This window comes from Streptomyces sp. NBC_01003 (genome assembly GCF_045162695.1).
Taxonomy (GTDB): Bacteria; Actinomycetota; Actinomycetes; order Streptomycetales; family Streptomycetaceae; genus Streptomyces.
This window is the reverse complement of the sequence record NZ_CP108707.1, coordinates 5814067-5838108: the sequence shown is the minus strand read 5'-3', so window position 1 is coordinate 5838108 and position 24042 is coordinate 5814067. Positions and strand designations below refer to the sequence as shown.

Genomic DNA, 24042 nt, shown 5'->3' with positions numbered 1-24042 from the left:
CCGCGCCGCGCGCCGCCTGTCCTACTCCCGCACGCGGGCGGCTGCCCCCGAGCAGGCACCCCGCCGGACGGTTCCATCACGTGATGCAGCTACGCCTTCACGAACCGCAGGTCGTGCGGGATTCGCTCCGTGCCGCGCCGACGATCGCGCTAGGCAGCATCACAGCCGTAGCCGTCGTCCTTGCCGCCATAGCCGCTGTCGCCATACCCCTTGTGCTTATCGGGCTTGCAGTCGTGGTCGTGGCTGCCTGTGGTTTCGCCGGTCGTTTCGCCGGTGGTCTCACCGGTCGTTTCGCCGGTGGTGGTGCCCGTGGTCTCGCCAGTGGTGGCGCCCGTGGTCTCACCCGTCGTGGTGCCGGTGGTCTCACCCGTCGTGGTGCCGGTCGTGGCGCCGGTGGTCTCACCCGTCGTGGTGCCGGTCGTGGCGCCCGTGGTCTCACCCGTCGTGGCGCCGGTCGTGGCGCCCGTGGTCTCACCCGTCGTGGCGCCGGTCGTGGCGCCCGTGGTCTCACCCGTCGTGGCGCCGGTCGTGGCGCCCGTGGTCTCACCCGTCGTGGCGCCGGTCGTGGCGCCCGTGGTCTCACCCGTCGTGGCGCCGGTCGTGGCGCCCGTGGTCTCACCCGTCGTGGCAGACCCACAACCCGACAGGCCGATCGTGTTGGAGTCCAGCGTCACGGCGCCGTTACCGCTGGGGCCCGCACCGGCCAGCAGTCGGCCGTTGATGTTCGCCCCCGTGGTGGCGGTGATCGAGGTGTGGGCCAGGATGGTGCCCACGAACGTGGAGTTGGTACCGAGCGTGGCCGAGCTGCCGACCTGCCAGTACACGTTGCACGGCGAGGCGCCATTGATGAAACTCACTGTGCTGTTCTCTGCCGTCGTCAGCGTCGAACCGATCTGGAACACCCAGACGGCAGCGGGGTTGTTCTCGGCGTCCAGGGTGAGTGTGCCGGTGATCCCGGCGGAGACGTCCGCCTTGTAGAGGCCTGGCATCAGCGTCTGGTCACCGAACTCATGGGGATCGTCGGTGTACACCTCATCCGGCGAAGTCTGTCCGGCGGCCGAGTTGTACGCCGTGGTCAGGTCGGCCTTGGCTTGGGCCGCCTCGGCATCGCCAGCATGCTGAACCCCGGGCGGGGTCACAATGCCGGAGGGGGGCGGGGTCGGAGGGAAGAACCCGGTGATGGCCGTCCCCGGGCTCACGCCGACGTTGAGACCGTTGACCACCGTGGAACCGGTGTTGGTGACTGTGGAGCCGGCCAGAACTCCGAAATCGGCCGCTGTGCCCAGGCCCACAGGGTTGGCTTCAGCCTGTGCGCGTGTCGGCGACATCGCGAGGAGGGCAGCGGCGAGCACCACGGCCGCCACCGCCGCGACCCACACGGAAAATGTGCGCCGAAGAGGCGCGTCAGGGATATTCAGCGTCATTGAGGGGGCAACTCCTTGGGGAGAATGATCATGGAGATTCCCAGCCGCGCAGAATAAGATTCTGCGGCTGGCATATTACGCAGAAAGGCAACCGAATTGCGGCCTCTCCGGGTGGTTTCGCCGAAATGGAAGAATTCGACACGATCTATATAAATGATTAATGGGTCAAATGGCCCTGCTTTTTATCCGGCTCGATGATGGGCGAACCGCTCAGGACTCCCTGGCAGGCCGGTCCAACAGATGGTCGCCGGTCTTCGCGGTCCGCAGCCGGCATTGAGCCGGGGGCGCGCATCAGATCGTGCGAACGGAGCAACCGCGCGCCGTCCATCGGGTCGGCCGGAATGACCGGCGCCCTCAGGCCCGACCGGGCGGCGGGACACAACTACCTCAGTGCGCAGGCACTCCCGGCAGCTATCTGTGGTTCCAGGGCGACTGAAACCGTGCCACCGCCGTGCCAGAACGAGCGGGGACCCACGGAGACTCACCGACAATCCCGGCGCTCTCGCCGGAAGCTGCCCTGGAACACGTCACCGCAGCTCACCCCAGCAACCGCCCAACCTCGCTCCTGAAGCGGGTGTCGCAGGTTCGAATCCTGCCGGGGCACAGACAAAGGGGGCTCGCCGCTCTCACGTGCCGGCCCAACCGGTGGAATCCGGCGCGTAGCCCGTGCAGGGAAGGCGAAGGTCTCTTCGCCGCTGCTTGACCGACCGTCGGTTGACACCCCGCCGTCAGCAGACAGAGCCACCACTGCAATTCATGATGCCGCGGTCAGCGGAAAAGTTCATGTTCTAACGAGTGAACCCAGCCGTTCCGCGCGTAGCGGCCGATGTGACAGCGGGAAGGCCATTCCACACCGGACAAACGATGGGCAGGAAGCATCCCTATGCCGAAGTTCCTCATCCAGGCCACCTACACGCCCGAGGGCACCAAGGGCCTGCTCAAGGAAGGCGCGAGTAGCCGTCGCGCTGCCGTCGACCATGTCGTCACCAACCTCGGCGGGCAGGTCGAGGCCATGTACTTCGCCTTCGGGGAGGACGACATCGTGCTTATCGTCGACTTCCCCGACCCGGTCTCCATGGCCGCCGTCAGCCTCACCGTCAAGGCCAGCGGAGCCCTCCACACCCGGGCCACCCCTCTCCTCACCCTCGACGAGATCGACGAGGCCGCCCGTCGGCAAGTCGCCTTCCGCTCCCCCGGCACGTGAGCCCGGGACCCTTGGCCTCGGTACCCGGTACCCGGAACCGACCGTGCCGCCTACCGCCGTCCGTAACCGACCAGGCAGTGTCGCCTGACATCGACGGCTGACATCAACGGTGCCGGACGCCGGCAACTTCGGGCGGACACAGGCGGTCGACACCGAACCTCAGCGGACGGTCGGTCGAGTACCGGAGCGGGTCGGCCAACCCCACAAGCCCCCCATGATCGGCCTGATGAGGATGACGTAGGACCGCAAAGCCTGTGGCCGGCACGGGCGCCGTCCTCGCTGATGGTCGGCGCCCGTCCCCTTGACTCAGTCATGGAGACTCCACCGGTCTCCGCCGCCGCTACCAGGGGCGGACGAGGACGGTGCCGACCTTGCCAGGCTGTACCGCGTGCGCCACGGCGTCCGCCAGCTCGCCGAGGCCGTACGTGGCGGCCACGTCGAACTGGTCCGTGAGCGCCAGCGCGATCTGCTTCGCGGTGGCGATGTCGGATGCCCGCTTCTCGGGGGATGCCTCCGAAGGCCACCCGCTGATGATGTTCTTGCCCTGCAGCGTCAGGGACTTACTCACCAGCGTCGACGCAGGCACCGAGATCGGCTCCTCGGCGATCATTCCGTAGCTGACCAGCTTCCCGCCCGGCGCCAGGAGGTCCACAAGGCTGCCCGCCATCTTCCCTCCGATCGGGTCGAGGGCCACACTCACCGGACGGCCTCCGGCCGCCTTGCGGACCTCGTCGGCCCAGCCCGGATGTTCCGTCGCCACCACCGGCACATCCGGGAACCGCTTGCGCAGCTCGGCGGCGCCGCGCTCACTGCGGACGATGTTGATGAGCGCGAAGTTGTGGAACTGGGCCACGCCTGTGACCAGCCGCCCGACCGACGAACCCGCGGCAGTCTGCACCAGAAGGCCGTCGTAACCGAAAGCAACATGCTCCTGCGCCTCGCGTCGCAGCATCACCGCGGTGAGCGGGTTCGCCAGCATCTGTGCAGCGACCTCGTCCGGCAACCCTTCTGGAACGGCGACGACCGCCTCGGCATCCGCAACGAACCACTGGGACCAGGACCCCGGCTGGGGGAAGACCGTCACGCGGCCGCCGACCTCGACACCCGGTGCCACGCGCGTGCCTGGGCCGATCGCCTCCACCACGCCGGTGGCCTCAATGCCCGGCGTCACCGGTTCCACAGCCTCCCCCGGGTAGGTCTCGATGGGGTGGAGATCACCTGGGTGTACCGGGAAGGCCGTGGTGCGGATGAGGACCTGGCCTCGCCCGGGCGCTGCCGGCTCCGGCTCCTCGATGACGGTCAGGACGTCGGCGGGCGACCCGCCACGTGTGTAGACGACACGCCGGTTCATGGCTCTCCTCCTGCGCGCTGGGTACGTGACAGGCCTGGAGGGGCATCAGCCGACGTCCCGCAGCAGGTGATGTGCGCTGAGTGCACCGTCCAGGCGAATGGGCCGATCAGGTTCTGGGCCATGTAAGGCATCCCTGGCGCCGCACTCTGTCGTGCCACTCTCGTGCCAGAACGGACGGGGACTCACGGGGAACCGGGGTCCGCAGGGGTGGTTCGGCCGACTCAGCCTGAGACGGGGAGTCCGCGGGTTACGCCTGTGATCACAACCCTCGCTCCTGAAGCGGGTGTCGCAGGTTCGAATCCTGCCGGGGGTCCAGTGAGGAGGGCCAGCTCAGGAGGGGTTTCTCCCGGCCGGCCCTTCGGTGTTCGAGAAGGACCCTGCGGGCACCGCAGTGGCCCGCCTGTGGCACGACCTTCACCCTGACCGTGGGTCAGGTGGTCACTCGAGTGCGCCGCCGGCTCAGGTGGGGGCGCAGGCTCACCAGGACCGCGGCGATCACCGCCCACAGCGCGAGGGTGGCCAATGGCTGCACCGCCTGCGCGCCGTGGAAGTAGCTCAGGTCGGTCACGGCGCGGACGGCCGCGCCCGGCGGCAGCAGGGCGGAGACGGCGCGAGCTGCGGAGGGCAGGAGGTCCGGGCCGATGGTGGCTCCGCTGGTGGAGTTGCCGACCGTGAGCAGCAAAAGGGTGGCGACCGGCACGCCGACCGGGCCGAGGTAGGTGCCCAGCAGCTTGGTGGTGAACGCGGCTGCCGCGGCAAGCAGGGTCAAGCCGAAGGCCAGCGGCACCACCGGCGCGGGCACCGCCCCGAGGATGGGTCCGGCGATGACGGTGGCGACGATGCCGATGGCCACAGAGACGCCGGACAGCAGCCAGAACCGGTGGCGCAGGTGCAGACGGTTCGCGAGCCCGAGGGCGTTCTGGGCGAGGACGAAGCCGGCCAGCGTGACGCCGAACGCCATGTAGAACCCGGCCAGTCCACGGGAGTCGAAACGGGCGAACGGGACGACGTCCACCGTGGTCAGGCGCTGGCTCGACCCGTGGGCATAGGCGCCGATCAGGCTCTTGACGGCCGTCGTCGTCGACTGCCCGTTGGCTCCGCCGACCTCCAGGCGCAACCGGTCGGAGTCCGCGCGGCCGCTGAGCGCGGCCACGACATCGCGGCGCTCCAGCTCAGCCCGCCCCGTGGCGGCGTCGGCGACAGGATGGACATCGACGCTGTCACCGAGGACCTGGCGTATCTCGCCCGAAAGCTCCTGCCCGGCGACAGCCACCGGCACCTGGTGCGGCTGGGGGTTGCGCTGCAGACCGACGTAGCAGCCGACGAAGGCCGCCACGACGACCAGGGCGATCACGGCCGGCTGGAGCCAGAGCCGGACCGGTGGCGCGGTCGAGGAGGCGGTGGTCAGGTCGGCTTCGGCGGCCGGGCCGAGGCGAGTGGCCATGAAGTGTCTCCCGTGAAGGGGGCGCGCCCTTGGATGAGGGGAAGGGGAGCGCCCAAAATAGATGATGTGAGTGATCTAAATAGACCGTACGATAGATGTCGGCCGACATCCAAAAAGGAGTTGCCCTATGGGGCGCGTCTCACATGCACAGGCACAGGCGAACCGCCGGCAGGTCATGGAGCGGGCCTCGCAGCTGTTCCGCGAACAGGGCACGGGCGTGAGCGTCGCGGATCTGATGAAGGCGGCCGGCCTGACGCACGGCGGCTTCTACAAGCAGTTCGCCTCCAAGGAGGCTCTGATCGACGAGGCGGTCATCCACGCGGTCGGCGAACTGGCCGAGCACCACGCCACCACGCTCGAGGAGCACGAGGGAGACCGCGTCGAGGCCCAGCAGGCCCTGATCGACGGGTACTTGTCCGTCCGGCACCGGGACAACCCCGCCTCGGGCTGCCGTGGGGGACTGTGCACAGTTGGTTGGACAGTCCTGTTGCTGGGACGCGCTCCTAGCTGGCGACTCCAGGCATCGGTACAACGTTGGTGACGCCCACGGCCCGGCGAATGGCCTGGGCGAGCCTGACGGCATCGCCGACAGCCCAGTAGTGGACGAAGAACAGGTGAGGGTCGTCATTGAGGTGGTGGTGATGCACCTCGACGAGTTCGACCCCGCCGCGCCGCAGGGCCACGAGGGCGGGCTGGACCTCGCTGGCGATCATGACCAGATCGCCGCTGACCGCGGCCTTTCCGCCGCCGAGCGGCTGAAAGTTGACGGAGGTGGTGGCGCCCAGCCCCGGAGGCAAGGCCAAACTGCCGTCGGCGATGGTCTCGCGGCGGATGTAGGTGCACGTGTAGATCTCGCCGCTGACAGCCCCCTTGACGCCCATGGCGGCATCGATCGAGGCAGTGTCCAGGTCGACGGGCGGCGAGACGGTGACGGGTTCGGCAGACGGGGTACTTGTGGAGTCCAATGCCGCGCGTACACCGCGAGCTACAGCGACTGGATCGTGGCCGTGAGCATGCAGATGAACCCACCAGACATCCGGATCATGTGCCAGCAGATGCTTGTGGACGGCGGTCAGCATGATTCCCCGCTTTTGCAGGACGTCACAGAAATGCTGCAGCTCACGCTCGGTGACGACGGTGTCCCCCATCATGAGCGTGCCGTGGTCTGCGTACCGGACGAAGGACACGTGCGTGCCCAGAGCGAGGGCAGGCTTGATCCGAACGCCTCGGGAAAAGACCTTGAGGTCTCGGCGCGGAAAGGCCGTGTGGTACATGAACCGCCTCATGTCACCGGTGCGACCAAGAGCCTTACCCACGTCCGCCCAGTCCGACAGCTTGGTCATCACCGGCTGGACCAGAGCGCGTCTCTTAGGTCCGAAAGGCAGGGGGTGGGCCCGAGCTGGCACAGCGGCAGATGTCGGCGCAAGGGCCACCGCGGCCAGCACACCACGCCGGGACGCGGTACGTCGGGAGCGGGTGTCCTGCTGTCGCTCGTCATTCATTTGATAGGCCTCCTGGCCCAATGGAAGCAAGGAAGACCGTGTCGACCGCTGATCGACACAGCTACGTCCCACCAGTTGGGCTACCTGGCAGACACCGCCCGACCTCGCTCCTGAGCGGGGATCGTGGGCGGCTGTTCTGTGCAGCACAGCAGGGAATGCAGCAATCCCACCGATCGGTGGGGCATCGCACGGCGAATGCCGCGGCAAGGACTCATCGGGGCGTTCGCGATGAGTGGCGGCCCCTCCCCCACTCGATCACCGTCCGAGCTTGCCGGCAGTCGCGCCGACCATGGTCCTCGACCAGCCTCGCCACGAGGTCTGGTTCCCCGAGGAACTCCTGACCCAGCGACGTCTCGGCACCGACCACAAAATGGCTCCGCCAGACTCATGGGCATGGGCATGGACGAGACGGTGGTGGCGGAAGACGGGGTCCGACTCTGGGCGACCCGGGTTGGTACGGGTGCCCCGGTGGTGTTCTGCCATGGCGGCCCCGGGTTGTGGGACACCTTCGGGGATGTGGCCGACCTGCTGTCGGACACAGCCACAGTCCATCGCTGGGATCAACGGGGATGCGGCCGATCACAGCGCTGCGGACCGTATTCGGTGGCTCGCTCCGTGGCCGACCTGGACGCCGTCCGCCGGCATTTCGGGCTGGCCCGGATGGCGCTGCTGGGCCACTCATGGGGCGCCCAGCTGGCGTTGCATTTCGCACTGGAACATCCCGACCGCGTAAGCAAGTTGGTCTACGTCTCCGGCACCGGAATCGATCCGAGTGCCACCTGGCACGGGGCGTACAAGCACAACCTGCGGGCCGGTCTCGGGACTCACCTCAGCCGTTGGGAAGCGCTGAGGAGCCGGGAGCGTGACGATGCGGAAGACCGTGAGTACTCGGTGCTGCAGTGGTCGGCGGACTTCAGCGAACGGGAACGCGCGCTCGATCACGCCGAGCACATGGCCACACCCTGGCTCGGCGTGAACTTCGAATCCAACGCGGCCATCAACGCCGAGACCAAGCGCACATGCGGAACGCCGGCCCTGCGCGCGGCCTGCGAGAGGCTGGATGTCCCGACGCTGATCGTGGACGGGGCGGAGGACATCCGGCCGCGCTGGGCGGTCGATTCGCTGGAACAGGCCCTGCCTCAGGTGTCGCGGAAGGTGTTGCGCGGCGCCGGACACCTTCCGTGGGTCGAAGCCCCGTCCGACTTCCGCGCCGCGGTGGCCGGCTTCCTCGCCGGTCGCCCGTAAAGGCCAGGAAAAACCGCCGGGGAAAACGGCCAGGAAGATCCGGCCAGCACCGGCGCGCGGGGTACGCCGGCGAGGCCGTCGTGATGGTGCTGCGCCACATGTTCGGCGAGCGGCGCTTTCACACGTGCGAGGCACGCGTCTTCGCGCGCAACGAGGCCTCGCTCGCAAACCAGCGCCGGCTCGGGTTCGTCGAGGAGGGGCGGCTGCGCGATGAGTTCCTAGGCCGCCTCCCCCGCCGCCGGTTCGATGTTCTGGTTGGCGTGGAACAGGTTCCTCGGGTCGTACTTGCGCTTGACCTCCGCCAGGCGGTCGTAGTTGTGGCGGTACGTCGCATGGACGCGGTCCTGATGCTCGTCCTCGCCGATGAAGTTCACGTACGAACCGCCCATCGAATACGGGTGCAGGTCGTGCCAGTACGCCCTCGCCCACTGCTTGACCGCCTCCGCGTTCGCCGGGTCCGGGTCGATGCCCGCGATGACGCCCGACCAGACCGCTTCCCGGTAGCCCCAGGCCGTCGCGTCCTCGGAGACCCGGGACGCGGCCGCGTTCACCGGGTAGAGGTGCATCGTCGACAGCGGTGTGGGGAGGTTCTCGGCGAACTTGGCGTGTACGTCGATCGCCTCGTCCGTGATGCGGTCGAAGAAGTCGCCGCGCCAGTACCACTGCAGGCCCTTGGGGAGCAGCTCGTCGAACATCGCCTGGAGGGCCGGGTACGGCATCGGTGCCGTGAACTGGAAGGCGGGCGGACCCACTTCCGCCGCCGCCGCGATCGCCTCGTCCGTACGGGCCAGGTCTCCCGTCCAGCACCACACCACCCCGCACATCTTCCGGCCGTGGATCTCCTCGGGGAACGGCGGTCCCGGCGGCACGGTCAGCGCGGCGAAGAAGCCGTTCAGGTCCTCGGGCGCCTCCGGCAGGAACTCCCGGTACCACTCCAGGACTTCACGGGTCCTCTCGACCGGCCACAGCGTCAGCGCGACGCCCACCGTGTGCACCGGATGCAGCTCGAACCGGAACGCGGTGGCGATGCCGAAGTTTCCGCCGCCGCCCCTCAACGCCCAGAACAGATCGGAGTGTTCGGTCTCGCTCGCCGTGACGAAGCTGCCGTCCGCGAGGACCATGTCCACGCTGAGGAGGCTGTCGATCGTCAGGCCGTACTTGCGCGTCAGGTAACCGTGACCGCCGCCTAGGGTCAGGCCCGCGATGCCGGTCGTCGACTGGATTCCGGCGGGTATCGCCAGGCCGAACGCGTGCGCCGCGTGGTCCAGGTCGCCGAGTTGGCTGCCGCCGCCCACCCACGCCGTCTTCTGCGCGGGGTCGACACGCACCCAGCGCATCGGTGACAGGTCGATCGTGATCGCGTCGTCGACGAGGCACAGGCCGCCGCCGCTGTGGCCGCCGCCGCGTACGGCGAGTTCCAGTCCGTGGTCGCGGATGAAGTCGACCGCCGCCATGACGTCCGCCGCGTCCGAGCAGCGCACCATCGCGGCCGGCCGCCGGTCGATCATCCCGTTGTAGATCTTGCGCGCTTCGTCGTACTCGGGGTCGCCCGGCGCAATCACCGGGCCACGCAGCTCAGTTCGCATCAGAGTGACGACGTCCGTGGCGGCGGGGTCCGGGGCGGTGCTGCCAGTGCCGGTATCGATATCCGTGTCGGTGTCGTTCATGGCGCTCCTCGACGGGACGCATCGCTACGCGGACCGCTGTCCCCCCGTCCCGTCCTTCCGCCTCTCGGCGGCGTCGGTGAGCGGTTCGTGCGCCGGCGTGCGGGCCCCCGTCAGCCACCGACACACCTCATCGAGCGCCGGCTGACACTTCCAGGATCCGCCCGCCCGGCAGGCCCCGCAATCGCGGAGCACCATGAAGACATGGATGGATCGGACTGAGTCATGGACGGATCGGACCACGTCATGGACGGGCCGGACGATCTCGGCGGCGTCAGCCGTCCCGGCCGGCTCGCCGGCCTGGGCGAAGGCATCACCCCCGATGAACTCGCGCTCGCCGCGCGTAATCACGGCCTCCCCCTGGAAGCCCTCCGCTACGACGTCACCCCGCCCGGCCTGCACTACGTCCTCGTCCATTACGACATCCCGGCCGCAAACGCCGACGACTGGCAGCTCACGGTCGACGGCCTGGTCAGGACGCCGCTGACCCTCGACCTGGCGGCCCTGCGGTCCCTGCCCGCCGTCACGCGCCGCGTCACGCTGGAGTGCGCGGGCAACGGCCGCGCCCTGCTCACGCCCCGGCCGATAAGCCAGCCCTGGCTGGTCGAGGCGGTCGGCACGGCTGACTGGACCGGCGTGCCGCTGCGCGTCCTCCTCGACGAGGCCGGGGTGGACACAGGCGCCGTCGAGGCCGTCTTCACCGGCGCCGACCACGGTGTCGAGCGCGGTGTCGAGCAGGACTACCGGCGGAGCCTGCCCGTCGCGGTGGCCTCCGGTGACGTACTCGTCGCGTACGACATGAACGGCGCGCCCCTGCCGCCGCAGCACGGCTACCCGCTGCGGCTCGTCGTCCCCGGCTGGTACGGCATGGCGCATGTGAAGTGGCTGCGCGGGATCACGCTGGTCGACGCCCCGTTCGACGGGTTCCAGCAGGCGGTCGCGTACCGCTTCCGGTGGGACGCCGACGATCCCGGCGAGCCCGTCACCAAGATCCTGCCGCGTGCCCTGATGATCCCGCCCGGGTTCCCCGACTTCATGTCGCGGGCCCGCGTCGTCCGCCCCGGGCCCGTACTCCTCGAAGGCCGCGCCTGGTCCGGGCACGGCCCCGTGACCAGGGTCGACGTGACCACGGACGACGGCGCCACGTGGAGCGAGGCCGCGCTGGACGGGGACCCGTCGGACAGGCAGGCGGCGGCCTGGCTGCGCTGGCAGGCCCCGTGGACCGCCGTGCCCGGCACCCATGTCCTCGGCGCCCGCGCCACCGACTCCACCGGCCGCACCCAGCCGCTCACGCAGCCGTGGAACCGCGGCGGCTTCGCCAACAACCTCGTCCAGCGCATCCCCGTCCACTGCCTCTGACCGCCGGTCCGGTCACGGCGGACTCCGTCACCGCCGGTCCCGTCACGTACGAGGTCGTCACGGACGAGGCCTGATCCAGGGAACCTCACGCTTCATCAGGAACCACTCCGCCGCCGTCTCCGGGCGCTCCCCCGTGTCGTGGCGGACCAGCGGGTCGTGGTGGACCCGGTCGGGCGGTACGCGGTGCAGCATGGCCAGTTGGGTCTCCACCGTGTCGACCATGGCCGAGGGGCCGCTGACGTAGACGTGCGGCCATTCGGCGGGCGCGTGCCGCAGGCTCTGGGCGGTGGCGTATCGCGTCAACTCCCGTAGGAGCGTCGCGTCCGCGTCGAGCCGGTCGCGCCGAGGCAGCGCGCCGACCAGCCGCAGCCACGGGTGCGCGCCGCCGAGGAGTTCCAGGACACCGAGGTCGTACACGTCGTCTTCCGTGCGGGCGCCGATGAGTAACGTGGCGGTCGCCGAGCCGCGGCAGACGGCGAACTCCTCGATCAGCGCCTTGATCTGCGCCCAGCCCGTCCCCCCGGCGACGAAGAGCAGCTCCCCCTGCGGGGCCTTGGGGAGCGTCGTCGTGCCCAGGGGCGGGCCGAGGCGGACGGAGCCTCCCGGGGCGGCCTCGTCGACCAGGGCGCTGCTCAGGAGGCCGCCCTCGACGCGGCGTATGTGGAAGTCGAGGGTGCCGTCGGCGCGCGGGGCGTTCGCGATGGAGTACGGGCGCCAGACCTGCGGTGCCTCGGGGGCCGTCAGCGTCGCGTACTGGCCCGGAACGAAGGGATACGGCCGGTCGGGGCTGACCGTGAGGACGGCGATGTCCTCGGCGCGGCGCTCGTGGCGGAGCACCTCCGCGTCCCACCAGGCGGGTTCCGACTCCGGCACGGACTGCGCTCCGGCGATCATGATTTTGGAGATGAGTTCGTAGGCCGCGCGCCAGGCCGCCTCCGTCTTGGGCGTCCAGGCGCTGCCCGAGAAGAACTTCAGGGTCGCTATCAGGCTGCGCCCGACGGCCGGGTAGTGCTCGGTGCGGGTGCCGAACTTGCGGTGGTCGAAGCCGAGCGTGCGCAGGTGGTCGACGAGGGCGTCGGTGTCCTCGAGGTTCAGGATCGCCATGGTCAGGGCGGCGAAGAGGCGGTCGCGCTGCTCCTCCATGCACTCCGGGAACATGGCCCGCACACCGGGGTTGTGTTTGAACAGATGGGCGTAGAAGTACTTGGTCAGCGCGTCCGCGCGGCGTTCCGCGACGGCGAGGCTGGAGCGGATCAGGGCAGGGTTGAGGGCGGCGTACGGTCTCGCGCCGGTTCTCGTCGTCACTGGCCGGGGCCTCCATTCCACGATCAGGTCGGAGGCATACACACGGGCGCCATCCGGACGCCGCGCCCCTATCCTGAGGCAGCATGCAGGGGGACGCGGGAGCAACCGGAGAATTCAGGGGCGGCCGATGACGGCGTCCTCCGGTCCGCTGTTCGTGATGCCGCCTCCCGACGGGCCGCGGGACGCCTGGGTCACGCTGCCCGACGAGGGGCCCGATCCGACGGCACTGCCCGAGGTCAGACCGCGCGACGACCGGGGCCGGGCCGAGGGTCCCGGTGAATCAGCCCTGGAACAGGGTGAGTTACTGGCCCGCCAGTACCAGGTCGTACGGCGTCTCGGGCGCGGCGGCATGGGCGACGTATATCTCGCGCTCGACAAGAAGGTCGACGACCGCGAGGTCGCCGTGAAGACCCTGCGGCCGGAACAACTCGCCTCGCGGCTCGGCTCGTTGGAGGACGAACGGCAGGCGTTCGCCGACCTCCACCACGACGGGATCATCCCCGTCTTCAACTACGGCCGCCACGCCCGCGTCGGCCCGTTCCTCGTCCTGCCGTACGTCGACGGGCTCAACCTCGACGAGATCCGGGCGCTGGCCCGGCACGACCCGGACCGGTTCGGCGGCGCCCGCTTCCACGAGTTCGTGCTCGCGTACGGGCTGCGCGTCCTGTCCGCGCTCGACCATCTGCACGCGCGGCCCGCACCCCGCAAGGTGTACGGCGACCTGAAGCCGCAGAACGTGATGCACGACGGCGCCACCACCAAGGTCATCGACGTGGGGTCCATCCGCGAGGAGGGCGCGTCCGGCCTGACCACGGAGGGCTTCCGTGCGCCGAACGTGCCCCTCGCCCCGCCCGCCCTGGCCGGCGCGTCGACGCCGCGCGACGACCTGTTCAGCCTGGGCGAGACACTGCGCACGCTGAGCGGACTCGGCATCGGACCCCACTCGCTGGCCGAACTCGGCGCCCTGGACCGGATGCACGACGGCGACCCGGTGACGGCGCAGGCCGCAGCGCTGACCACCACCCCGGCGCCGGAGGGCCTCGGCCTCGTCTCGCTGGCCCGCGCCCTGCGCCGCGCCACCCGCCCCGAACCCGCCGACCGGTACGCGGACGCGGACGAGATGGCAGATCAACTGCGTGGTGTGTTCCGTGAGTTGAGATCGCTGCGGACCGGGCAGGAGACGTTCGAGCCGTCGCCGCTGTTCATGCAGTCGCCGTACGCCCTGGACGGAGCGCTCGGCGTCGCGCCGGTCCTGCCACGCTGGGCCACCCCCGCCAGAGGCACCCCGCCCGCCCCGCTGCACGAGCCGCCGTCCGCCGCCGATGTCGCGGGCCGGCTGCCCGTGCCGCGCCCCGACCCGCACGACGCCCACCACGACGGCCTCAGCCGGCTGGCCGACGCCGACCCCGCCGCGCTCCTCCAGCACACCGGGGACTGGCGGGATTCCCCCGAGGTACGGCTCCTGCGGTGCAGGCTCCGGCTGCGCGTCGCCGTACGCGCCGAACGCGCGGAGGGCGAACGGCCGGACCTGGAGGCCGCCGCCGAGGAGCTGCGCGGCGCCGTCGACGGCATCGGGCACGAACTGTCGAGGCACGACTGGCGCATCGACTGGCACCGCGGCCTCCTCGACCTCGCCGACGACGACGCGGCGTCCGCACGCGACTACTTCGACCAGGTCTACGGCGCGATCCCCGGCGAGTACGCGCCCAAGCTCGCCCTCGGCCACTGCGCCGAGCGGCTCGGCCACTGGCACGAGGCGCTGACCTTCTACGAGGCCGTACGGCTGCGCAACCCCTCGCTCGGCAGCGCGGCGTTCGGCGCGGCGCGGGCCCGCCTCGCGCTCGGGGGCGCCACTCCCGACACGTACGCCATCGAGGCGCTCGACGCGGTGCCGCAGCACTCGCGGCACCGCACGGGGGCGCGGACCGCGACCGTGCGCATCGCCGTCGAGTACGCGACGACGGCCGACGGCCTGCGCACCGCGCTCACCCGGCTCGCCCGGCTCTTCAACGAGCACGGGCTCACCGACGAGCAGGCCCGCGTACGGATGAAGGCCGAGGTGTGGGAGGCCGCGCAGCGCCTCGTGGCGGACGGGAAGGTGGGGAAGGAGGCGCTCGCGCGGCTCTCGGAAGCGGCGGGCCGGCGTGACAAAGACGCCCGGGACTCGGGCGGGCGGCTCGAATTCCCACCCACGGAAGACAAGTTGAGGCGTCAGCTCTCGCAGTTCTACCGGGCGCTCGCCCGGCAGGCCGCCCGCTCCGACAGCCCGCACGGCGAGGTCGTCGCCGAACGCCTCCTGGACCGCGCCTACTTGGTCAGACCGCTCGCACTGTCGCACCGCCGCGACAGGACCTGGCCGACCCGCCCGCGGCTCACCGGGCGGCGACCGGCGGCGGACCGGTGACCCCCACGCCGAGGCGGGCGGGTGAGTGGGCCAGGCGCCTCGCGAGCGCCGCACTCAAGGGCGTACGCGTGCTGTGGCGGTACGTGTGGGCCCCGCCGGCAAGGGCCACGAAGCCCGCGGCGGCCCCGCCCCGTAACCGCGCCTACCTCCACGACCGACTCGTCGCCCTTCCCCTCCTCGCCGCCATCGCCTTCTCCGGACTCGGCTTCACCGCCACGTCCCTGCGCGACGACTCCGCCGCGATCCGCACGCACATCGCGCCCGCGCTCAGAGACCTGGCCGACGCGCGGATCTCGCTGCGGATCGCCCAGCGGGAGGCCGAGGTGAGCCTCGGCGCCGGGGACGCCGTCGAACTCAGCGGGCTCAGCCCCCGCTACGGCTCCCGGATCACCGGCGCCGCCCAGGACCTCAGCCAGGTCTCGCGCAGCGGCGCCCTGACCGCGGCCGAGCGCCAGGAGCTCGACGTCGTCTCCGGCCTCGTCGACGGCTACGAGCGCTGGATCGCCTGGGCCCAGACGAACGTCTCCGACGGGTCCCTGTACAGGGCCGGACTCTCCTACGCCCAGAGCATGCTCTGCTCGCCCGATCGCCTCGATCCCTACGAACCCGCCACCGGCCGCTACGCCCCCTACCCCCGCTGCGCACCCGTCACCGGCAGCGAGGCGACGACCGTCGTCGACCGCATCTCGGATCTCGAACGCGCCCTGCGCCACCGCCTGGAGGAGCGCGCCACGCTCGGCCCCGCCGCCGTCACCGCCGCCGCCGTGTCGGCCGTCGCGTTCGTGCTGCTGACCGCCGGCCTGTGGCGCACCCTGCGCTTCCTGCGGATCCGCTTCCGCATCCTGGCCAGCCCGCCCCTGCTCGCCGCCGCGCTGCCGCTGCTCGCCGTGCCCGTGATCGCCCTCAGCGGGCTGTACGCGTACGCCGCCCAGGAGGACACCGTGCCGATCGCCCGCCGCCTGTACGCGGTGACCTCGCCGTCCACGGAGGTCGCCTTCGAGGAGCACCGCACCGACCCGCTCGACCCGCACCACCACCGCGTCATCGTCACGCTCGCCGACTCGATGGACGACGTCCTGGACAACCGCCGGCTCGCCGCCCTCGACGCAGTGGCCCCCTGGGCGGCGCCCGCCGGCCTCCTCGTCGCCGGCGTCATCGGCGCCACCCTCCACGCCTACCGGCGCGAGTATCTGCTCGTGAGGCGCCCGGGGACCGCCGTATGAGGCGCCGGAACAGGGTGCTGCGGCTGGCGCTCGCCGCCTGCCTGCTCGCCCTCACCGCGCTCACCGGCGGCTGCGCGGGCGGCGACGCGCACCGGACCGTCGTCGTGCTCGGGCCGTGGACGGGCGACGAGGGCGCGGCGTTCGAGGCCGCCCTCGCCCGCCTGTCGCACCGCAGCGGTGACCACTACGTCTACAAGGGCACCCGCTCCCTGCGCGAGACCCTCGTAGCGCAGTTGGAGGCCGGCGCCCCGCCCGACGTCGCGATCCTCAACAGCATCGGCGAGCTCACCGAGTACGCGGCCGACCGCAAACTCAAGCCGCTGTCCCCGGAGGCCGCCGAACGCGGCTACCCGCCCTGGTTCCCCACCCTCACGCTCGACGGCAGGCGCCGCACCTACTGGGTGCCGCTGCGCGTCAACCTCAAGAGCATCGTGTGGAGCAAGCGCAGCACCGGGGCCAAGGCGCCCAACTGGTGCGTGGGCATGGCCGCGGACGCAACCTCCGGCTGGCCCGGCACCGACTGGATCGAGGACATCCTCCTCCACCAGGCCGGCCCCGACACCTACACGCGGTGGGCCACCGGCCGCCTCCACTGGGACAAGGACGCGGCCGTGCGCCGGGCCTTCACGACCTGGTCCGAGATCCTCGGCCCACGGTCGAAGGAGTCCGTCGAGGACTCCCTCACCATGTCGTTCGAGGGCACACCCGACCCGAAGGACCCGAAGGCCATCAAGCGCGGACTCCTCGGCGGTTCACTCCCGGGCTGCACCCACGAACACCAGGGCTCCTTCATCCGCTCCCTCTACCCGGGCGCCATGGGCGACCACACCCTGCGCGTGGAGCCGGCCGCCCCGTTCCTGCACGGGCAGCCCGCGTACGACGACGCGTACGAGGTGTCGGGCGACATGGCCGCCGTACTCACCGACAACCAGGCGGCGCAGGACCTCGTCACGCTCCTGACCAGCGAGGACGGCCGCAAGACCTGGTCGCGGGCCACGCAGCCGCACCTGCGGCCCTTCTTCCCCGACGCGAGCGACCCCCAGCCGGACGACCCGACCGGCGAGACCGTCGCCTCGCATCTGACCCTCGACGCGGACACCCTGTGCTTCGACGCGTCGGACGTGATGCCGCCCGTGCTGCGCGACGCGTTCTACCGGGCCGTCCTGACGTACTTCCAGGACCCGCGTACGACGACGCTCGACACGCTCCTCAAGCAGCTGGAGACCGTCCGCAGCCGGATCGCCGGACCGCTGTCGGGCCCTTCGGGGCAGGCGCACGCGCCGGACGACATCTGCGCGTAGCCGCGTCGCGGGCCGACGGCCCTGCGTAGATTTGCCGTGAATATCAGGGGCGCGTCAACCAACTCTCGGGCCACGGCTAGCGTCTATCCGAACACAATTGCCCGTCCGACCGGAACGGAACGCCGCAGTGGCCTCTGCCGAACTGTCTCCACCCCCTGCGGCACGCGCGCGCCGGTCCCCGGACATCCCCGAGCCGTGGCACGGCCGCCACCGGACGGCCCTGCTCGTCACCGCCTGCATACTGCCGCTGCACGTCCTGTGGCTGGCGTTCCTGGCCACCGGCGGCGGCGACCTCGCGGCACAGGTGGCCTGGGCCGAGTTCGCCAGGATGTACCCCGGCTCCGCGTACAACCTGTTCTGGTACGGCGGCCTCCACATCGCCAACTACAGCCTCATCTCGCCCTATCTGATGGCGTTGTTCGGCGTCGTCCCCGTCACGCTCCTGTCCGGCGTCTCGTCGACCTGGCTGGCCGCGTCGATCGTCGAGCGCACCGGCATCCGAAGACCACTGTGGCCGGCCCTCGTGGTGGGGTTCTCGCTGTGGTGCCAGGTCGTGTCGGGGCGCTCGACGTTCATGCTGGGCGTGGCCTTCGGGCTCGCCGCCGTCCTCGCGCACATGAACGGCCGGCGCATCGTCATCGCGACGGTGTGCGCCGCGCTGTCCACGATGGCGAGCCCCGTCGCCGGGCTCTTCCTCGTCGTGGCCGGCGCCGCGTGGCTCCTGAACCGGCAGTGGGGCAAGGCCCTGTCGCTGATCCTGCCGCCGGTCCTGATCGTGGGCGTGACGACCTGGCTGTTCCCGTTCAAGGGGGAACAGCCCATGCCGTTCGAGCGGATCTTCCCGCCCGTCATCCTGTGCGCGGTCGTCCTGGTGTGCGCGCCGCGCGCCTGGCGCGTGGTGCGCCTCGGCACCGCCGTGTACGCGCTCGGCGTGGTGCTCACCTATCTGATCGCCACTCCGATCGGCACGAACGTGGAGCGGCTCACGGAGATCGTGGCGCCCGCGCTGATCCTCGCCGCCGTGATGAACCGCGACCGCGGGCCCCGCTACGACGGCCGGCGCGGCCGGTACTTCCCGCTCCACCGCCAGCGCGTCATGTGCGTCGTCGCGATCGTCCTCTCCCTGGGCTGGCTGTCCGGCAAGACCATCGCCGACGTCGTCGCCAACACCGAGGTCCCCGAGTGGGCCGTCAAGACGGACGGCGTCGTCTCCACGCTGAAGAAACTCGGCGCCGAACGCACCCGCGTCGAGGTCGTCCCCGCCCGCGACCACCGCGAGGCGGCCGTCCTCGCGCCCTACATCAACATGGCGCGCGGCTGGAACCGGCAGGCCGACGTCGAACGCGGACGGCTCTTCTACGAGGGACACGGCGGCACCGACGTACCCGAGGGCGCCTTCTCCTCCGCGTCGTACCACGCCTGGCTCTCCGAGTGGGCGGTCGGCTTCGTCGTCGTCTACAACGGCGAGCCGGACGGCCCCGCGGAGCTGGAGCACAAGCTGGTGTCCAGCAAGCCGGACTACCTCGAATCGGTGTGGCAGGACGCCAACTGGCACATCTACCGCGTGAAGAACGCGGTTCCGCTGGTGGACTCCCCCGGCTCGGTGGTCCGCTCCGACGGCGCCAACCTCGTCGTACGGATGCCGAAGGCCGGCTCGATCATCGTGCGGATCGCGTACTCGCCGTGGCTGTGGGCGGACGACGGGTGCCTGCGCGAGGAGGGCGAGTTCACGCGCCTGACGGTGAAGGAGCCGGGCGACGTCCGGATCAGCTCCCGGTACGGGGGGCCGTCCGGCAAGACGGCACCCAAGTGCGTGCCGCCGAAGGAGAAGTGAGCGGGTCCCTTTGAGGGGGCCGGCAATGAGAAGCGCCCCCACGGCTGTGTGCCGTGGGGGCGCTTCTGCGTGAGACCTGCCGGGACGTCAGCCGACGCGGGTGAGCTTCGCGCCGAAGCCGGGTTCGGTCAGGTCCTTCTGGAGGGCGACCGGGACGGTGACCGCGCCACCGGAACCGTCGCCGACCTTCAGCTCGCCGACCTTCGTACCGGCCTTCGCGCTGTGCGGGACGACGGCACCCTTGGCACCGTCCGCCAGCTCCAGCTTCACGGTCAGGCCCGCCCAGCCGACCGCCGAGACGTTCTTCGTCACCACGACCGGGGTCTGCCCGCCGAGCCCGTCGTCCACGTACCCGACGACGTCGCCCTTCTTCAGGATCGTCGACGCCTTCACCGCGTCCTGCGCCGCGAGCATCGCCGTCTTGCTGACCGCGTTGACGGTGTCGATGATCGGCGCCCGGTGCTGGCCGAGGATCGCGCCGACGACCGTCACGGTCTCGCCGCCGGCGTCCTTCGTGGCGGCGAAGAGCAGGTTGCCGCCGGCCTTGGTCGTCGAACCGGTCTTCACGCCGACCGCGTTGTTGTACGGGACGAGGCGGTTGTAGTTCTGCCACGTCTTGCCCGACGGGTCCTTCCACGTCGGCAGCTTGGTGATGTCCATCAGGGCCTGGATCTTCACCAGCTCGTTGCCGAGCTTGACCTGGTCCCGAGCGGTGGAGACGGTCGTCTCCTTCAGCCCGGACGGGTCCGTGTACGTCGTGCCGGTCATGCCGAGGTCCTTCGCGGCGGCGTTCATCTTCTTGACGAACGCCTCCTCGGAACCGGCGTCCCAACGGGCCAGGAGCCGCGCGATGTTGTTCGCGGACGGAATCATGATGGCCGACAGGGCGTCCTTCTGGCTGAGCTTGTCGCCCTCCTTGACGGTGTTCAGCGTCGACTCGCCCTCGGAGTCGTAGCCGCCCTCCGTCTCCGCCTTCGCATCCACGTCGATGGACGGTCCGTCCTTGCCCGCCTGCAGCGGGTGGTCCTTGAGCACGACGTACGCCGTCATGGCCTTGGCCACGGACCCGATCGGTACGGGCTTCTGCTCGCCGAACTGATCCATCGAGCCGATGCCGCTGACGTCCATCGAGCCCTGGCCCTCGGCGGGCCACGGCAGCGACACCTTGTCCCCGTCGAACGCGAACGTCGACTTGGCGGTCAGCGCCAGCGTGGGCGCGGGCAGCGGCCTTACGGTCTGTACGACCGCAAACAGGACGGCGAGCAGCAGGACGATCGGCGTCCAGATCTTGACCCTGCGCACGGCCGTGCGGACCCGGGTCTCCGCGGGCGGCGGCGTGTTCGTGAGCTCGGCCAGGAGGTCGAGCGGGGGCAGCGGCGGGAGCGGCTGCTGGGTGGTGCGCTCGGGTCCGACGTAGGGCTTCGCCGGCGGCGCGGTGGGCTCCGCCTTGGGCTGTGCCTTGGGCTTGGCCGGGACCCCGTAGTCGAACCCCTTGAGCGGTACGAATTTGCTGGTGCGCTCGGCATCGGACTCGGCCTTGCCGGCACCGGCGGGCTTGGACCCGAGCGACTTGAGCATCTGGGTCGGCTGATCGACGGGCGGCTTGACGGCCTTGAAGACGGCGGTGGCCTGGTCGACGGCTGGGGGCTCGGCTTCCGCGTCGGTGCGCTTGGCGTCGCCGGCCGGCTTCGCCTTGTCGGCCGGCTTGGCCTTGTCGGCCGGCTCGGCGTCGGCGGGTGCCTTGGCCTCTTCGGACAGCTTGGCGTCAGCCTCCGCCTCGTCGGACGGCTTCGCTTCATCGGCCGGCTCGGCGACGTCGGACGGCTCAGCGCCAGCCTTCGCCTCATCGGCCGGCTCGGCCTCGTCGGCCGGCTCCGCGTCGGCGTCGGACGCCCCGGCTTCCGGTGCCTCAGGGGCATCGGCCGGCTCGGCGTCGTCGGCGGTCGCCTCGGGAGCGTCGGCCGACTCGGCGTCCGCGCCGTCGTCGGACGCCTCGGGCGCGCCCGTGGCGTCGGCGTCGGCCGAGTCCTCAGCGGCGTCCGCCTCGTCGTCACCCGATTCGGCACCGTCGGCCTCAGCGGCGTCGTCGGCCGCCTCCGGCGCGTCCGCCTCGTCCGCCTCGGGGGCGTCCGCGTCCCGGTCGCCCTCCGCCGCGTCAGGGGCACCCGCACCGGCCGCCTCGGGCTCATCGGCGGAACCGTCCCGCGGACCCGCCACCCAGGCCGCCACAGCGGCACGCAGGCGTGCGTCGCCCGGCTCGTCGCCGGAACCCGGCTCCGTACCGTCCCCGGAACCCGCCTCGGGCTCCGGGTCCGCCCCGGAATCCGATGCGCCCGAGCCCTCCGCGCCGGAGGCGTCCGAGCCCAAGTCGGAGTCCGAGTCCGGATCCGGCGCAGAATCCTCCGCCGAACCGGAACCCGTCCCCGCCGCCGGAACGTCCCGTACGGAGAACACCGCCGTCGCCTGATCGACCCGCTCCGGCGACTGCCTCGCCATCGCGAGCCTCGGGTCCCGTTCCTCCGGGGTCGGTCCTCCCGACGACTCCTGCTGCTTCGACCTGTCGGGGGTCCCCGCCACCGATGCCTCCTCGCTACGCGCCACGCGCTACGCCGCTGCTGTCCGAACCATGTACCAGTGTCCTGTGTGGGGGCTTCACCCACGTGGTAGACGAGAACGACATAGCTACTGGTTCCCGTACAAAGCACCCACGCACCCTCGACAGACCAATGTGAGAGGGGTCACCCTGTCATTCATCCACGCGGGGAGGCATGGATGGGCAGGAGCCGCAGAACAATTCCGGAGGAGCTTCTGCTGCTCGCTCTGGACCCGGCCACGGGTACCACAGCGCAGCCGCAGTCGCTCGACCTAGGTCTGGCCGGAGCACAGCTAGTAGAGCTGGCGCTGGCCGGACGGATAGCCCCAGACGGGGATCGTATCGCCGTGGTGGCACCACGGCCGACCGGAGATCCGACTTTGGACTGCGCACTGGAGTTGCTGCGAAGGCGCGGCACCCCGGTACGCGCGGTGCACTGGATCGGCGGGCCCCGACTGGGGCTGCGCCAGACGTATCTCTCGCATCTGGAAAGGTGCGGCATGGTCCATGCCGTGGCCGGCCAGATGTGCGGAGTGCTGCCGACGACTCGCTACCAGGCGACGGACACGGCCATCAGCCGGGAGATCAAGTCCCGGCTGGACAGCGCGATCCGTACCGGCGTACCGCCGGACCCACGGACCGCGGCGCTCGCCGCACTGGCCCACGCGGTCGGACTCGGCAAGCACCTGTATCCGGGGAACGAGGGACGATCGTCCCGCTCCCGGCTGCGGGACCTGATCAGGCACGACCCCATGGGCGGCCTCGTGGCGCACGCCGTGATGGACGTCCAGAACGGTGTGGCCGCTCAGCCACGCCGCAGCCCGGCCCCGCCGGGCAGGGGAGCGCCGGAGCCCGGCAGGGTTCCGATGCAGCCGCATCACGGGTCGATGGCCCGTGCCGTGGCGCACTGAGCAAGAACACCGGCAGGACCGCGAGTATCAGCACCGCACCAACTGAACAGCCCGCACCGCAACAGCGCCGCACCGCAGTCCCCAGAGACCGGTCCGGGAGCCGCTGAGCCGCGCGGGGTGCCGGATCCGGACGTCGGGACGACGACACGGACCGGCACCCCGCGCGGCCGCATGTCCGGCCACTGCCACCCGTCCCGCCACGGCCGCATGTCCGGCCACGTGCCCAACTGTCGTGTCCGCTGCGCATATCCGCCGTTTCCCAGCGGTATGAAGCCCAGGGTGGCAATCTGCTGAGCAGCAGATTCGCAAGATACGCAAAGAATCACAAGGCACGCAGCCGGAGGTGCACGTCCCGTGGCGTCCAATGTCAATCCCACCGTCAGGCGACGCCGGTTGGGCCAGGAGCTGCGCCGGCTCCGCGAGCTCAAAGGCATGACCGCCGAAGAGGTGGCCGAGCGGCTCCTGGTCTCACAGTCGAAGATCAGCAGGCTCGAGAACGGGCGGCGCAGCATCAGCCAGCGCGACGTCCGCGACCTGTGCGGGGTCTACGAGGTCGAGGACCATCGCATCGTCGACTCGCTGATGCAAATGGCCAAGGACTCCCGCCAGCAGGGCTGGTGGCACTCCTTCGGCGACATCCCGTACAGCGTCTACATCGGTCTGGAGACGGACGCGGCGAGCCTGCGCGTCTACGATCCGCAGGTCGTGCCGGGCCTGCTGCAGACCCGGGCGTACGCGGAGACGCTGATCACGGGCGCCCTCCCGGAGACCACGCCGACCGACATCGACAAGCGCGTCCAGGTCCGCGTCCGCCGCCAGGAGCGCATCGCGGCCCCGGACAACCCGCTGCGCCTGTGGACCGTGCTCGACGAGTCGGCGCTGCGCCGCGTCGTCGGCAGCCGGACCGTCATGCGCGAGCAGCTGGAGCACCTGGTCGAGCAGTCTCAGCTGCCGCATGTGACCGTGCAGGTCATTCCGTTCGACATGGGCGCGCATCCGGGCCTGAACGGCCAGTACGCGATTCTGGAGTTCCCGGACGCCGCGGATTCGAGCGTCGTCTACATCGAGGGCGTCACCAGTGATCTCTATCTGGAAAAGGCCAACGATGTGCAGAAGTACAGCGTGATGTACGAGCACCTGCGGGCACAAGCGCTGAATGTGGAACAATCCCGACAGTTCATCGCGAAGATCGCCCAGGAATACGCGCTCCAGGAACCGGTCTAGGGGAGATCCAAAGGTGGTCCAGAGGGACAGAATCCGCCCCCCGCGAGAAAAGTG

16 protein-coding genes, 2 tRNA genes and 2 pseudogenes are annotated in these 24042 nt (G+C 70.5%); 13 read left to right on the top strand and 7 right to left on the bottom strand.

The features are described from left to right. Positions 1–149: 149 nt before the first annotated feature. Entirely contained in the window at positions 150–1424 is a 1275-nt protein-coding gene (locus OG698_RS26770; protein WP_406105928.1) for an ice-binding family protein, read from the bottom strand. 513 nt (positions 1425–1937) lie between these two features. Here OG698_RS26770 and OG698_RS26765 point away from each other — a divergent pair. Both OG698_RS26765 and OG698_RS26760 read left to right on the top strand, forming a co-directional pair. Beyond that, positions 1938–2028 (top strand) — tRNA-OTHER (locus OG698_RS26765). A gap of 279 nt (positions 2029–2307) precedes the next feature. Continuing rightward, positions 2308–2628, top strand: coding sequence for a GYD domain-containing protein (locus tag OG698_RS26760; protein ID WP_266677195.1), 321 nt, complete (start codon positions 2308–2310; stop codon positions 2626–2628). A gap of 340 nt (positions 2629–2968) precedes the next feature. Here the strand turns inward: OG698_RS26760 and OG698_RS26755 are convergent, their stop codons facing one another. Next, the gene (locus OG698_RS26755; protein ID WP_406105926.1) at positions 2969–3979 is read right to left on the bottom strand and encodes a zinc-binding dehydrogenase; all 1011 of its coding nucleotides are present in this window, start codon (positions 3977–3979) and stop codon (positions 2969–2971) included. A 249-nt stretch (positions 3980–4228) separates the two neighbouring features. Here OG698_RS26755 and OG698_RS26750 point away from each other — a divergent pair. After that, positions 4229–4292, top strand: a tRNA-Ser gene (locus tag OG698_RS26750). Between the two features lie 117 nt (positions 4293–4409). Here OG698_RS26750 and OG698_RS26745 read toward each other — a convergent pair. Next, positions 4410–5423 carry a hypothetical protein gene (locus tag OG698_RS26745; RefSeq protein WP_406105925.1) on the bottom strand — a complete coding sequence of 338 codons (1014 nt, stop codon included), beginning with the start codon at positions 5421–5423 and terminating at the stop codon, positions 4410–4412. A gap of 127 nt (positions 5424–5550) precedes the next feature. On the opposite strand from OG698_RS26745, the pseudogene OG698_RS26740 reads away from it, so the two are divergent. Then, positions 5551–5874, top strand: a pseudogene (locus OG698_RS26740) (TetR/AcrR family transcriptional regulator); the annotation flags it as partial. 52 nt (positions 5875–5926) lie between these two features. Here the strand turns inward: OG698_RS26740 and OG698_RS26735 are convergent. After that, on the bottom strand, positions 5927–6766 hold the full coding sequence (locus OG698_RS26735) for a DUF1259 domain-containing protein (RefSeq protein ID WP_406111294.1): 840 nt from the start codon (positions 6764–6766) through the stop codon (positions 5927–5929). Positions 6767–7318: 552 nt separating this feature from the next. Between OG698_RS26735 and OG698_RS26730 the strand changes: the two genes are divergently transcribed. Beyond that, the gene (locus OG698_RS26730; RefSeq protein WP_406105924.1) at positions 7319–8170 is read left to right on the top strand and encodes an alpha/beta fold hydrolase; all 852 of its coding nucleotides are present in this window, start codon (positions 7319–7321) and stop codon (positions 8168–8170) included. Between the two features lie 44 nt (positions 8171–8214). Next, positions 8215–8379, top strand: a pseudogene (locus OG698_RS26725) (GNAT family N-acetyltransferase); the annotation flags it as partial. A gap of 9 nt (positions 8380–8388) precedes the next feature. On the opposite strand, the gene OG698_RS26720 reads toward OG698_RS26725, so the two are convergent. Then, complete coding sequence (locus tag OG698_RS26720; protein WP_406111292.1) at positions 8389–9756, bottom strand: FAD-binding oxidoreductase; 1368 nt, start codon at positions 9754–9756, stop codon at positions 8389–8391. 303 nt (positions 9757–10059) lie between these two features. Here OG698_RS26720 and OG698_RS26715 point away from each other — a divergent pair, with 303 nt between their 5' ends. Continuing rightward, entirely contained in the window at positions 10060–11193 is a 1134-nt protein-coding gene (locus OG698_RS26715; RefSeq protein WP_406105922.1) for a sulfite oxidase, read from the top strand. 57 nt (positions 11194–11250) lie between these two features. On the opposite strand, the gene OG698_RS26710 is transcribed toward OG698_RS26715, so the two are convergent. Then, positions 11251–12498 (bottom strand): globin domain-containing protein, encoded by a 1248-nt coding sequence (locus OG698_RS26710; protein WP_406105921.1) that lies wholly within the window; start codon positions 12496–12498, stop codon positions 11251–11253. A 127-nt stretch (positions 12499–12625) separates the two neighbouring features. Between OG698_RS26710 and OG698_RS26705 the strand changes: the two genes are divergently transcribed. The 4 genes from OG698_RS26705 (at position 12626) to OG698_RS26690 (ending at position 19260) form a co-directional block, all read left to right on the top strand. After that, a complete protein-coding gene (locus tag OG698_RS26705; protein ID WP_406105920.1) occupies positions 12626–14902 on the top strand; it encodes a tetratricopeptide repeat protein in 2277 nt (758 codons plus the stop codon). After that, positions 14899–16125, top strand: coding sequence for a hypothetical protein (locus OG698_RS26700; protein WP_406105918.1), 1227 nt, complete (start codon positions 14899–14901; stop codon positions 16123–16125). The genes OG698_RS26705 and OG698_RS26700 overlap by 4 nt, the downstream gene beginning before the upstream one ends. After that, a complete protein-coding gene (locus OG698_RS26695; RefSeq protein WP_406105916.1) occupies positions 16122–17426 on the top strand; it encodes an alpha-glucoside ABC transporter substrate-binding protein in 1305 nt (434 codons plus the stop codon). Before OG698_RS26700 ends, OG698_RS26695 begins: the two co-directional genes overlap by 4 nt. 127 nt (positions 17427–17553) lie before the next feature. Beyond that, positions 17554–19260, top strand: coding sequence for a hypothetical protein (locus tag OG698_RS26690; protein ID WP_406105914.1), 1707 nt, complete (start codon positions 17554–17556; stop codon positions 19258–19260). Positions 19261–19347: 87 nt separating this feature from the next. Here the strand turns inward: OG698_RS26690 and OG698_RS26685 are convergent, their stop codons facing one another. Continuing rightward, positions 19348–21837, bottom strand: coding sequence for a D-alanyl-D-alanine carboxypeptidase (locus OG698_RS26685; RefSeq protein ID WP_406105912.1), 2490 nt, complete (start codon positions 21835–21837; stop codon positions 19348–19350). Between the two features lie 195 nt (positions 21838–22032). Here OG698_RS26685 and OG698_RS26680 point away from each other — a divergent pair, with 195 nt between their 5' ends. Both OG698_RS26680 and OG698_RS26675 read left to right on the top strand, forming a co-directional pair. Further along, positions 22033–22764 (top strand): GPP34 family phosphoprotein, encoded by a 732-nt coding sequence (locus tag OG698_RS26680; protein WP_383095615.1) that lies wholly within the window; start codon positions 22033–22035, stop codon positions 22762–22764. A gap of 354 nt (positions 22765–23118) precedes the next feature. After that, on the top strand, positions 23119–23988 hold the full coding sequence (locus tag OG698_RS26675; RefSeq protein WP_406105911.1) for a helix-turn-helix domain-containing protein: 870 nt from the start codon (positions 23119–23121) through the stop codon (positions 23986–23988). The last annotated feature ends 54 nt before the right edge of the window (positions 23989–24042 follow it).